General features: G+C 69.6%; 11 protein-coding genes. All 11 read left to right on the forward strand.

All coding sequences use genetic code 11. From position 1 onward, the window contains the following. Positions 1–9 precede the first annotated feature (9 nt). Positions 10–882: a glycosyltransferase family 2 protein gene (locus ACWD02_RS21150; RefSeq protein ID WP_451213363.1), complete on the forward strand. Its 873-nt coding sequence runs from the start codon at positions 10–12 to the stop codon at positions 880–882. Positions 883–977: 95 nt separating this feature from the next. Further along, positions 978–1,913 (forward strand): ABC transporter permease, encoded by a 936-nt coding sequence (locus ACWD02_RS21155; protein ID WP_451212854.1) that lies wholly within the window; start codon positions 978–980, stop codon positions 1,911–1,913. Beyond that, complete coding sequence (locus tag ACWD02_RS21160; protein ID WP_451212857.1) at positions 1,906–2,700, forward strand: ABC transporter ATP-binding protein; 795 nt, start codon at positions 1,906–1,908, stop codon at positions 2,698–2,700. Before ACWD02_RS21155 ends, ACWD02_RS21160 begins: the two co-directional genes overlap by 8 nt. Before the next feature lie 335 nt (positions 2,701–3,035). Continuing rightward, positions 3,036–3,932 carry a squalene synthase HpnC gene (gene hpnC / locus ACWD02_RS21165; RefSeq protein WP_451212860.1) on the forward strand — a complete coding sequence of 299 codons (897 nt, stop codon included), beginning with the start codon at positions 3,036–3,038 and terminating at the stop codon, positions 3,930–3,932. After that, complete coding sequence (hpnD, locus tag ACWD02_RS21170; RefSeq protein ID WP_451212863.1) at positions 3,929–4,879, forward strand: presqualene diphosphate synthase HpnD; 951 nt, start codon at positions 3,929–3,931, stop codon at positions 4,877–4,879. Before hpnC ends, hpnD begins: the two co-directional genes overlap by 4 nt. A 109-nt stretch (positions 4,880–4,988) precedes the next feature. Continuing rightward, positions 4,989–6,401 carry a hydroxysqualene dehydroxylase HpnE gene (gene hpnE / locus ACWD02_RS21175; RefSeq protein WP_451212866.1) on the forward strand — a complete coding sequence of 471 codons (1,413 nt, stop codon included), beginning with the start codon at positions 4,989–4,991 and terminating at the stop codon, positions 6,399–6,401. Continuing rightward, positions 6,398–7,528: a polyprenyl synthetase family protein gene (locus tag ACWD02_RS21180; protein WP_451212869.1), complete on the forward strand. Its 1,131-nt coding sequence runs from the start codon at positions 6,398–6,400 to the stop codon at positions 7,526–7,528. The genes hpnE and ACWD02_RS21180 overlap by 4 nt, the downstream gene beginning before the upstream one ends. Before the next feature lie 103 nt (positions 7,529–7,631). After that, positions 7,632–9,626 carry a squalene--hopene cyclase gene (gene shc, locus ACWD02_RS21185; protein ID WP_451212872.1) on the forward strand — a complete coding sequence of 665 codons (1,995 nt, stop codon included), beginning with the start codon at positions 7,632–7,634 and terminating at the stop codon, positions 9,624–9,626. Beyond that, positions 9,626–10,276: a phosphorylase family protein gene (locus ACWD02_RS21190; RefSeq protein WP_451212874.1), complete on the forward strand. Its 651-nt coding sequence runs from the start codon at positions 9,626–9,628 to the stop codon at positions 10,274–10,276. Before shc ends, ACWD02_RS21190 begins: the two co-directional genes overlap by 1 nt. Before the next feature lie 5 nt (positions 10,277–10,281). After that, positions 10,282–11,304 carry an adenosyl-hopene transferase HpnH gene (gene hpnH, locus ACWD02_RS21195; protein WP_451212877.1) on the forward strand — a complete coding sequence of 341 codons (1,023 nt, stop codon included), beginning with the start codon at positions 10,282–10,284 and terminating at the stop codon, positions 11,302–11,304. Between the two features lie 4 nt (positions 11,305–11,308). Beyond that, positions 11,309–12,475 (forward strand): flavodoxin-dependent (E)-4-hydroxy-3-methylbut-2-enyl-diphosphate synthase, encoded by a 1,167-nt coding sequence (ispG, locus tag ACWD02_RS21200; protein WP_451212880.1) that lies wholly within the window; start codon positions 11,309–11,311, stop codon positions 12,473–12,475. The last annotated feature ends 21 nt before the right edge of the window (positions 12,476–12,496 follow it).

Consider the following 12,496-nt stretch of genomic DNA (forward strand, 5'->3'; position numbering starts at 1 on the left):
AGCCGGCCCCTGAAGGTCGGCGCGGTCATCATCACCATGGGCAACCGGCCGCAGGAGCTGCGCGCCCTGCTCGACTCGGTCGCCAAGCAGGACGGCGACCCGGTCGAGGTGGTGGTCGTCGGCAACGGCGCCCCCGTGCCCGACGTCCCCGAAGGCGTACGCACCGTCGAGCTGCCCGAGAACCTCGGCATCCCCGGCGGGCGCAACGTCGGCATCGAGGCCTTCGGCCCCGGCGGCACCGACGTCGACGTTCTTCTCTTCCTCGACGACGACGGCCTCCTGGCCAACACGGACACGGCCCAGCTGTGCCGCGAGGCCTTCGCCGCCGACCCGAAGCTCGGCATCATCAGCTTCCGCATCGCCGACCCCGACACCGGCGAGACCCAGCGCCGCCACGTCCCGCGCCTGCGCGCGGCCGACCCGATGCGCTCCTCGCGCGTGACGACCTTCCTCGGCGGCGCCAACGCCGTCCGTACGCAGGTCACGGCCGAGGTCGGCGGACTGCCCGACGAGTTCTTCTACGCCCACGAGGAGACCGACCTCGCCTGGCGTGCCCTGAACGCGGGCTGGATGATCGACTACCGCGCCGACATGGTGCTCCTCCACCCGACGACCGCCCCCTCGCGGCACGCGGTCTACCACCGGATGGTCGCGCGCAACCGTGTCTGGCTCGCCCGTCGCAACCTGCCCGCGCTCCTGGTCCCGGTCTACCTCGGCGTGTGGATGCTCCTGACCCTGGCCAGGAAGCCTTCGGGCCCCGCGCTCAAGGCCTGGTTCGGCGGCTTCAAGGAGGGCTGGACGACGCCCTGCGGACCTCGCAGGCCGATGAGGTGGCGTACGGTGTGGCGGCTGACCCGACTGGGCCGACCTCCTGTCATCTGAGAAGCTCGGGTCTGAGAACATCTGGGCCATACCCCGGTCCCTGGCCCACGCCTACGCCCGACCGGCTGCGCATCTGAAGACGAAAGTTTCCACTCGTGAGTGAGACAACGCATGACGGCGGAGTCGCGGTGACCTCGCCTCCGTCGCCCGATGACGGGCTCTCCCGAGCCGATCTCGCCGCCAAGTACGGTCTGACCGTCAGCGGCGCACGGCCCGGACTTTTCGAGTACGTCAACCAGCTCTGGGGACGGCGCCACTTCATCCTCGCCTTCTCGCAGGCGAAGCTGACCGCTCAGTACAGCCAGGCCAAGCTCGGCCAGCTGTGGCAGGTGGCGACGCCGCTCCTGAACGCGCTCGTCTACTTCCTGATCTTCGGTCTGATCCTGGAGGCCGACCGGGGCTTCGAACGCGAGGTCTACATCCCGTTCCTGGTCACCGGTGTCTTCGTCTTCACCTTCACGCAGTCCTCGGTGATGGCGGGTGTCCGGGCGATCGCGGGCAATCTCGGTCTGGTGCGCGCACTGCACTTCCCGCGGGCCTCGCTGCCGATCTCCTTCTCGTTGCAGCAGCTCCAGCAGTTGCTGTTCTCGATGATCGTGCTGTTCGTCATCACGATCGGCTTCGGCAGCTACCCCAAGCTGTCGTGGCTGCTGATCGTCCCGGCCCTCGCCCTGCAGTTCCTGTTCAACACGGGCCTGGCGATGATCATGGCCAGGCTGGGCAGCAAGACCCCCGACCTCGCTCAGCTGATGCCGTTCGTGATGCGTACGTGGATGTACGCGTCCGGCGTGATGTTCTCCATCCCGGTCATGCTCGAGGGCAAGCCGGAGTGGATCGCCGACATCCTGCAGTGGAACCCGGCGGCCATCTACATGGACCTGATGCGCTTCGCGCTGATCGACGGGTACGGCATCGAGTACCTCCCGTTGGGTTACTGGACCTGGGCGATCGCCGCGGGCTGGGCCGTGCTGATCGCCGTCGGGGGCTTCGTGTACTTCTGGAAGGCTGAGGAGCGTTACGGCCGTGGCTGATGAGAACACCGTCGACAAGATCGACAGGACGCACATCCCCACCGTCATCGCCGACGAGCTGCACATCGTCTACCGCGTGAACGGCGCCAAGACGGGCAAGGGCAGCGCGACCTCCGCCCTGAGCCGCATCCTCAGGCGCGGCGAGGAGCGGGGCGTACGCAAGGTGCACGCCGTGCGCGGCGTCAGCTTCACCTCCTACCGCGGCGAGGCCATCGGCCTGATCGGCTCGAACGGCTCCGGCAAGTCGACCCTGCTCCGTGCCATCGCAGGCCTGCTGCCCGCCGAGAAGGGCAAGGTCTACACCGACGGCCAGCCCTCGCTGCTCGGCGTCAACGCGGCCCTGATGAACGACCTCACGGGCGAGCGCAACGTCATACTCGGCGGGCTCGCGATGGGGATGACGCGCGAGCAGATCAAGGAGCGCTACCAGGAGATCGTCGACTTCTCGGGCATCAACGAGAAGGGCGACTTCATCACCCTGCCGATGCGTACGTACTCGTCGGGCATGGCGGCCCGCCTGCGCTTTTCCATCGCGGCCGCCAAGGACCACGACGTACTGATGATCGACGAGGCGCTCGCGACGGGTGACCGCAAGTTCCAAAAGCGCTCCGAGGCCCGCATCCGCGAGCTCCGCAAGGAGGCCGGCACGGTCTTCCTCGTCAGTCACAACAACAAGTCCATCCGTGACACCTGCGACCGCGTGCTCTGGCTGGAGCGCGGTGAGCTGCGCATGGACGGGCCGACCGACGAGGTCATAAAGGAATACGAGAAGTTCACGGGCAAATAGCCCCTGCCGTACGCCCGAATGCACCAGGGCCCCGCCGGAGTCAACCCGGCGGGGCCCTGTCGCGTCCTGAGTCCCGACAGCCCCGGTGGTTACCTCAAGTCCCTTGCCTGCAGGGAAGATTGACGCCAATCGGTGTGTTGTTGTGATGCGCGGAACACCCCGACGATGCAGGCTGCGTTGTACAACGTAAGCTGTACCGGTGCTGATTCGCGGCAAGTGGGGCGATATCGCGCGGCGCCCCGGCTCATGGCACGGTCCGCCTCGCGGAGGGCCGGGCGGCGTGTCCGAAATAGGATGTATTGGGTCGGCAGTGTAGAACGGGAGATGTGACGGCAATGGCTACGGATGATCTCCAGCTGCACGACGCATCCGCCGTCCTAGCGAAGGCCGCGGACGAGAACTTCCCCGTGGCGCCCTTCTTCCTGCCCCGCGCCTGGCGCGACGACCTCATGGCCGTGTACGGCTACGCCCGCCTCGTCGACGACATCGGCGACGGCGACCTGGCCCCCGGCGGCGCCGACGCCCGCCACCTGGGCGTGGACCCCGATGCGGCCGAGGACCGGCCGGCTCTCCTGGACGCCTTCGAGGCCGACCTGCACCGGGTCTTCGACTCCACTCCGCGGCACCCGCTGATGCGCGCGCTCCAGCCCACCGTGCGGCGCTGTCGCCTCACCCCCGAACCCTTCCTCGGCCTGATCGCGGCCAACCGCCAGGACCAGCTCGTCGCGCGCTACGAGACGTACGACGACCTCCTCGCCTACTGCGAGCTGTCCGCGAACCCCGTGGGCCGGCTCGTGCTCGGCATCACAGGCACCGCGACGCCGGAGCGGATCCGCCGCTCGGACGCGGTGTGCACCGGCCTCCAGATCGTCGAGCACCTGCAGGACGTCGCAGAGGACCTGGGACAGGGCCGCATCTACCTGCCTGCCGAGGACATGAAGCGATTTCATGTCCAGGAGCGGGATCTCGCCGCGCCGACAGCAGGCGCATCGGTGCGCGCACTGGTTGCATATGAAGCAGAACGCGCCCGCTGCCTCCTGAATGAAGGCACCCCCCTGGTGGGTAGCGTCCACGGCAGGCTGAAGGTGCTGCTTGCAGGTTTCGTGGCTGGGGGGAGGGCGGCGGTCTCCGCGATCGCCGCCGCCGGATACGACGTACTTCCTGGACCGCCGAAACCCACCAAACCGCGTTTGCTGCGCGAGGTGGGGGCGGTTCTGCGAGGAGAGGGGTGAGCCGGACCGTGGAGTCAGGCCCGAACGTGTCCGCGCCGGTACTCGCCGCATACAGCTACTGCGAGGCCGTCACCGGACAGCAGGCACGCAATTTCGCGTACGGCATCAGGCTGCTGCCGATGCCCAAGCGCCGCGCCATGTCGGCGCTCTACGCCCTCTCGCGGCGCGTGGACGACATCGGCGACGGCGCGCTCGCCCCGGACGTCAAGGCCGAGCGCCTCGACGAGACCCGGGCCCTCCTCGCCCGGATCCGCGCGGGGAACGTGGACGAGGACGACACCGACCCCGTGGCCGTGGCGCTCGCGCACGCCGCGAATCACTTCCCCATCCCGCTCGGCGGGCTCGACGAACTGATCGACGGGGTCCTGATGGACGTCCGCGGCGAGACGTACGAGACGTGGGAGGACCTCAAGGTCTACTGCCGCTGCGTGGCGGGAGCCATCGGCCGGCTCTCGCTGGGCGTGTTCGGTACGGAACGGGGGGCGCTCAATGCCGAGCGCGCGCCGGAGTATGCCGACACGCTCGGCCTCGCGCTCCAATTGACCAACATCCTGCGGGACGTGCGCGAGGACGCGGAGGGCGGCCGTACGTATCTGCCCGCCGACGATCTCGCCAAGTTCGGCTGCTCCGCCGGGTTCTCGGGTTCCGAGCCGCCCGCCGGCTCCGACTTCGCCGGGCTCGTGCACTTCGAGGTGCGCAGGGCGCGGGCGCTTTTCGCCGAGGGGTACCGGCTCCTTCCCATGCTGGACCGGCGCAGCGGGGCCTGCGTCGCCGCCATGGCGGGCATCTACCGGCGCCTCCTCGACCGCATCGAGCGGGAGCCCGAGGCGGTCCTGCGCGGCCGTGTCTCGCTGCCCGGCCGCGAAAAGGCGTATGTCGCCGTGCGCGGTCTCTCCGGTCTCGATGCGCGCACCATCTCCCGACAGACCGTCAGGAGGCGTACTTGATGGGCATCCGCGGCGAATGCGGTGAACGTAGGGCATCCCCCTGCAACCGGCGGGCAACCCTCCGCCGGGCTCCGGCGTCCCAGACTGCAACCGCCGAGGGGAAAAGCGCATGAGCGACGACGACACGCGGTCGGCCGCGGAGGCCGACGGCAATGCGGGCCGCGGGGCCGCCGTGGTGGTCGGCGGCGGTCTCGCCGGCATCACCGCGGCGCTGTCCCTCGCCGACGCGGGACTGCGTGTGACGCTGCTCGAAGGGCGGCCGCGCCTCGGCGGGCTCGCCTTCTCCTTCAAGCGCGGCGAACTGACCGTCGACAACGGCCAGCACGTCTATCTGCGCTGCTGCACCGCCTACCGCTGGTTCCTCGACCGCGTCGACGGCGCCGCCCTCGCTCCCCTGCAGGAACGTCTCGACGTGCCCGTACTCGACGCCGACCGCAACCGGCTCGGACGACTGCGCCGCACCGCGCTGCCCGTGCCGCTGCATCTGGCGGCGAGCCTCGCCACGTATCCGCATCTGTCGCTCGCGGAGCGCGCCAACGTGGGCCGCGCCGCGCTCGCCCTCAAGGGACTCGACCCGACCGACCCCAAGCTGGACGGCCAGGACTTCGGCAGCTGGCTGGCCGAGCACGGCCAGTCGGCACGCGCCATCGAGGCGCTGTGGGACCTGGTCGGCGTGGCCACGCTGAACGCCGTCGCGGGGGACTCCTCGCTGGGCCTCGCCGCGATGGTCTTCAAGACCGGGCTGCTCTCGGACCCGGGCGCCGCAGACATCGGCTGGGCACACGTGCCCCTCGGTGATCTCCACGACACGCTCGCCCGCAAGGCGCTCGACTCCGCGGGCGTGCGAACCGAACTGAGGGCACGAGTCACCTCCATCTCCCGTACGGACAACGGGGGTTGGCAGGTCGAAGTTCCCGGCGAGACGATCGAGGCGCAGACCGTCGTGCTCGCGGTGCCGCAGCACGAGGCCCACGACCTGCTCCCGGACGGCGCCCTGGACGAGCCCGACCGGCTGCTCGACATCGACACCGCGCCGATCCTCAACATCCACGTCGTGTACGACCGCAAGGTCCTCAAGCGGCCGTTCTTCGCCGCCATCGGCTCGCCGGTGCAGTGGGTCTTCGACCGGACCGACGCCTCCGGGCTCACCGAGGGGCAGTACGTCGCGCTGTCCCAGTCCGCCGCCCAGGACGAGATCGACGCACCCGTCGCCGCGCTGCGCGAGCGCTATCTGCCCGAGCTCGAGCGGCTGCTGCCCGCCGCGCACGGCGCGGAGGTACGGGACTTCTTCGTGACCCGGGAGCGCACGGCGACCTTCGCGCCGACTCCCGGTGTGGGCCGGCTGCGGCCCGGTGCGCGCACCAAGGCTCCCGGCCTGTATCTGGCCGGGGCGTGGACCGCCACGGGGTGGCCCGCGACCATGGAGAGCGCCGTGCGCAGTGGCATCAGTGCCGCCGGGGCCGCTCTCTCCGCTCTCGACCGCCCACGCGATCACCTCTTCGACGTCGAGGAGGCCGCGTGAAGCCAGCCCTTCTGGGGTCAGGTCCCCAGGAATCCAGCACCGGAACAAGAGGAGAGACTGTGCCGACTGTGCCCTCGGCCGAATCGGCTGCCGACACGGTGGACGTGACCTCACTGCTCGAGCGCGGAAGGACGCTGGCGACCCCGGTGCTGCGGTCCGCCGTGGACCGTCTCGCACCGCCCATGGACACCGTCGCCGCCTACCACTTCGGCTGGATCGACGCCGAGGGCAACCCGTCGGACGGTGACGGCGGCAAGGCCGTGCGTCCCGCGCTCGCCCTGCTCTCCGCGGAGGCGGCGGGCGCCGCGCCGGAGGTCGGCGTGCCCGGAGCTGTCGCCGTCGAACTGGTGCACAACTTCTCGCTGCTGCACGACGACCTGATGGACGGCGACGAGCAGCGCAGGCACCGCGACACGGTGTGGAAGGTGCACGGCCCGGCCCAGGCCATCCTCGTCGGCGACGCCCTCTTCGCGCTCGCCAACGAGATCCTCCTGGAGATCGGCACCGTCGAGGCGGGCCGCGCCACGCGCCGCCTGACCACCGCGACCCGCGCCCTGATCGACGGCCAGGCGCAGGACATCTCCTACGAGCACCGCGAGCGGGTCACCGTCGAGGAGTGCCTGGAGATGGAGGGCAACAAGACCGGCGCCCTGCTCGCCTGCGCGGTCTCCATCGGCGCGGTCCTCGGCGGCGCCGACGACCACACCGCCGACGTCCTGGAGAAGTACGGCTACCACCTCGGCCTCGCCTTCCAGGCCGTGGACGACCTGCTCGGCATCTGGGGCGACCCGGAGGCCACCGGCAAGCAGACCTGGAGCGACCTCCGCCAGCGCAAGAAGTCCCTGCCGGTCGTGGCCGCACTCGCCGCGGGCGGGCCGGCCTCCGAGCAGCTCGGCGAGCTGCTCGCGGCCGACGCCAAGAGCAACGACTTCGACAGCTTCTCCGAGGAGGAGTTCGCCGCGCGTGCCGCCCTGATCGAGCAGGCGGGCGGCCGCGAGTGGACCGCCGAGGAGGCCCGGCGCCAGCACACCATCGCCATCGAGGCCCTGGACACCGTCCAGATGCCGGACCGGGTACGGGCGCAGCTTGTCGCGCTCGCCGACTTCGTCGTCGTACGGAAGAGATGATCACTATCGAGCAGATATAGGACTCGCAGTCGCCGGCCGGCGCCCAGCGCGTCGGCCGACGGCGGACCCACAGCAGAGAAGACGACTGCACGAAGGGGAAGCCATGACAGCGACGACCGACGGAAGCACCGGAGCGGTGACGCCCCGCGCAACCTCGGCCAGCCAGCCACTCGACCACGCCGCCGCGACAGCAGGGCCACATGACGCCGCCGCGCGCGCCATACAACGCTCGACCGAGTTCCTGCTCGGACAGCAGGACGCCCAGGGCTGGTGGAAGGGCGACCTCGAGACCAACGTGACGATGGACGCCGAGGACCTGCTGCTCCGTCAGTTCCTTGGCATCCGGGACGCGAGGACCACCCGCGCCGCCGCGCTCTTCATCCGCGGCGAGCAGCGCGAGGACGGCACCTGGGCCACCTTCTTCGGCGGCCCAGGCGAACTCTCCACCACCATCGAGGCGTACGTCGCGCTGCGCCTCGCGGGCGACGCCCCCGACGACCCGCACATGGCGAAGGCCTCCGCCTGGATCCGCGACCAGGGCGGCATCGCCGAGAGCCGCGTCTTCACCCGCATCTGGCTGGCCCTGTTCGGCTGGTGGAAGTGGGACGACCTGCCCGAACTCCCGCCGGAGCTCATCTACTTCCCCAAGTGGCTGCCCCTCAACATCTACGATTTCGGGTGCTGGGCCCGGCAGACGATCGTGCCGCTCACGGTCGTCTCCGCCAAGCGCCCCGTCCGTCCCGCGCCCTTCCCGCTGGACGAGCTGCACAGCGACGTGCGTGTCCCGAACCCGGGCAAGCCCCTCGCGCCCATGGGGAGTTGGGACGGCGTCTTCCAGCGCCTGGACAAGGCGCTGCACGTCTACCACAAGGTCGCCCCGCGCAAGCTGCGCAAGGCCGCGATGAACAGTGCCGCTCGCTGGATCATCGAACGCCAGGAGAACGACGGCTGCTGGGGCGGTATCCAGCCGCCCGCCGTCTACTCCGTGATCGCACTGCATCTGCTCGGCTACGACCTGGAACACCCGGTCCTCAAGGCGGGCCTGGCATCCCTCGACCGGTTCGCGGTGTGGCGCGAGGACGGCGCACGGATGATCGAGGCGTGTCAGTCGCCGGTCTGGGACACCTGCCTGGCGACCATCGCCCTCGCCGACGCGGGCGTGCCCGCCGACCATCCGCAGCTCATCAAGGCCGCGGACTGGATGCTCGCCGAGGAGATCGCGCGGCCCGGTGACTGGGCCGTCCGCAGGCCTCAACTTGCCCCCGGGGGCTGGGCGTTCGAGTTCCACAACGACAACTACCCCGACATCGACGACACCGCCGAGGTCATCCTGGCCCTGCGCCGCGTCGACCACCCGGACCGCGCGCGCATGGAGAACGCGATCAGCCGCGGAGTGCGCTGGACCCTGGGCATGCAGTCCAAGAACAACGCCTGGGCCGCCTTCGACGCCGACAACACGAGCCCGTTCCCCAACCGGCTGCCGTTCTGCGACTTCGGGGAGGTCATCGACCCGCCGTCGGCCGACGTCACCGGGCACGTCGTCGAGATGCTCGCCATCGAGGGCAAGGCACACGACCCGCGCACCCGGCGCGGCATCGAGTGGCTGCTCGCCGCACAGGAGCCGGACGGCTCCTGGCTCGGCCGCTGGGGCGTCAACTACGTATACGGGACAGGGTCCGTGGTGCCCGCGCTCACCGCGGCGGGACTGCCGGGATCGCACCCCGCGCTGCGCCGCGCCGTCACCTGGGTGGAGTCGGTGCAGAACGACGACGGAGGCTGGGGCGAGGACCTGCGCTCCTACCGCTACGAGGAGTGGCGGGGCCACGGCGTCTCCACCGCCTCGCAGACCGCCTGGGCGCTGCTCGCGCTGCTCGCCGCCGGGGAGCGGGACTCCAAGGCCGTGGAGCGTGGCGTCTCCTGGCTCGCCGAGACACAGCGGGACGACGGCTCCTGGGACGAGCCGTACTTCACCGGCACCGGCTTCCCCTGGGACTTCTCCATCAACTACCACCTCTACCGGCAGGTGTTCCCGCTCACGGCCCTCGGCCGGTACGTCAACGGGGAGCCGTTCGCCGGCCTCTCCGCCAAGGGGGGTTGATGGAGAGGACCCCGGCCGCGCCGGACCCCGCACCGCTGCTGATCGCCTGCGCGCTCGGCATCGAGCACCTCGCCCTGCGCACGGGCGACCGCGGCGACGCGCACGGGCGGGTCACCCTGCTCCGTACGGGCATGGGCCCCAAGAACGCCGAGCGCGCCGTCACCGCCGCCCTCGGCAAGGAACCGCTGCGCCACGCCGCCGTCGTGGCCACCGGTTTCTGCGCCGGGCTCGCCCCCGGCATGCACCCCGGCGACCTGATCGTCGCCGACGAGACCCGCGGCGCACACGGCCACACGCCCTGCGTCGGCACCGATCTGCTGGTCAAGGAGCTGGAGCGGGCCGTTCCCGGACGCACCGTGCACACCGGCCCGCTCACCGGATCCGACCATGTCGTCCGGGGGCACGAACGTGCCGGCCTGCTCGCCACGGGCGCGATCGCGGTGGACATGGAGTCCGCCGCGACCCTGCACAGCGCGCTGCGGGCGGGAGACCGTCCCGTTGCCGCCGTCCGGGTGGTCGTGGACGCCCCACAGCACGAACTCGTCCGCATCGGCACGGTGCGCGGTGGAATATCGGCTTTCCGTGTTCTTCGCACCGTGCTTCCCGCATTTTTCGAATGGCACCGTTCTTCTTTGCTCCCACGGAGGTGAGCCAGATGGCCATGCCGCTGCGCCAGACCATCAAGGTCGCGACGTATCTCTTTGAACAAAAGCTCCGCAAGCGTGAGAAGTTCCCGCTGATCGTCGAATTGGAGCCGCTCTTCGCGTGCAATCTCGCCTGCGAGGGATGCGGGAAGATCCAGCATCCGGCCGGTGTGCTCAAGCAGCGCATGCCGGTGGCCCAGGCCGTGGGCGCCGTCCTTGAGTCCGGTGCGCCGATGGTGTCCATCGCCGGTGGCGAGCCGCTGATGCACCCTCACATGGACGAGATCGTGCGGCAGTTGGTGGCCAAGAAGAAGTACGTCTTCCTCTGCACCAACGCCATGCTGCTGCGCAAGAAGCTGGAGAAGTTCACGCCTTCCCCGTACTTCGCGTTCGCCGTGCACATCGACGGCATGCGCGAGCGGCACGACGAGTCCGTCGCGAAGGAGGGCGTGTTCGACGAGGCGGTGGCAGCGATCAAGGAAGCCAAGAAGCGCGGCTTCCGGGTCACCACCAACTCGACCTTCTTCAGCAACGACACCCCGCAGAACATCATCGAGGTCCTCAACTACCTCAACGACGAGCTGCAGGTCGACGAGATGATGCTGTCGCCCGCCTACGCCTACGAGAAGGCGCCGGACCAGGAGCACTTCCTGGGCGTCGAGCAGACCCGCGAACTGTTCAAGAAGGCGTTCGCGGGCGGCAACAGGCGGCGCTGGCGCCTGAACCACTCGCCGCTGTTCCTCGACTTCCTCGAGGGCAAGGCGGACTTCCCGTGCACCGCCTGGGCGATCCCGAACTACTCGCTCTTCGGCTGGCAGCGCCCCTGCTACCTGATGAGCGACGGGTACGTCCCGACGTACAAGGAGCTCATCGAGGAGACCGACTGGGACAAGTACGGCCGCGGCAAGGACCCGCGGTGCGCCAACTGCATGGCGCACTGCGGCTACGAGCCGACCGCCGTCCTGGCCACCATGGGCTCCCTCAAGGAGTCCATCCGCGCCGCCCGCGAGACGGTCTCCGGAAACCGCGGGTGACGTGATGACCCCTGGAACGCCTGTCGCACTGGGCCTTCCTGAGCTGCCGGTCCGACCGATCGCGGAGCGTCGCGTCTCGCGACGCATCGAGGTCGGGCCGGTGGCCGTGGGGGGCGGCGCGCCGGTGTCGGTGCAGTCGATGACGACGACGCGTACGTCCGACATCGGTGCGACGCTGCAGCAGATCGCCGAACTCACCGCTTCCGGCTGCCAGATCGTGCGGGTGGCGTGTCCGACGCAGGACGACGCGGATGCGCTGGCGACGATCGCGCGGAAGTCGCAGATCCCGGTGATCGCGGACATTCACTTCCAGCCGAAGTACGTCTTCGCGGCCATCGACGCCGGGTGCGCCGCTGTGCGTGTGAACCCGGGCAACATCAAGCAGTTCGACGACAAGGTCAAGGAGATCGCGCGGGCGGCGAATGACGCGGGCACGCCGATCCGGATCGGTGTGAACGCGGGCTCCCTGGACGCGCGTCTGCTGAAGAAGTACGGCAAGGCCACCCCGGAGGCGCTGGTCGAATCCGCGCTGTGGGAGGCGTCGCTCTTCGAGGAGCACGGCTTCCGGGACATCAAGATCTCGGTGAAGCACAACGACCCGGTGGTCATGGTCAACGCCTACCGCCAGCTGGCTGCGGCCTGCGATTACCCCCTGCACCTCGGTGTGACGGAGGCGGGTCCCGCCTTCCAGGGCACGATCAAGTCGGCGGTGGCCTTCGGGGCATTGCTGAGCGAGGGCATCGGCGACACGATCCGCGTCTCGCTGTCCGCGCCGCCCGCCGAGGAGATCAAGGTCGGCATCCAGATCCTGGAGTCCCTCAACCTCAAGCTGCGCCGCCTGGAGATCGTTTCCTGCCCGTCCTGCGGCCGTGCCCAGGTCGACGTCTACAAGCTGGCCGAAGAGGTCACCGCGGGCCTGGACGGCATGGAGGTCCCGCTGCGTGTCGCCGTCATGGGCTGCGTCGTGAACGGCCCCGGCGAGGCCCGTGAGGCGGATCTCGGTGTCGCGTCCGGCAACGGCAAGGGGCAGATCTTCGTCAAGGGCGAGGTCATCAAGACCGTTCCCGAGTCGAAGATCGTGGAGACCCTCATCGAAGAGGCGATGAAGATCGCCGAACAGATGCAGGACGACGGCGTCACCTCAGGGGTGCCGGACGTCATGGTGAGCTGAGTTCCACCAGAGAGGGGGCCG

It is taken from the genome of Streptomyces sp. NPDC002853 (assembly GCF_053591915.1).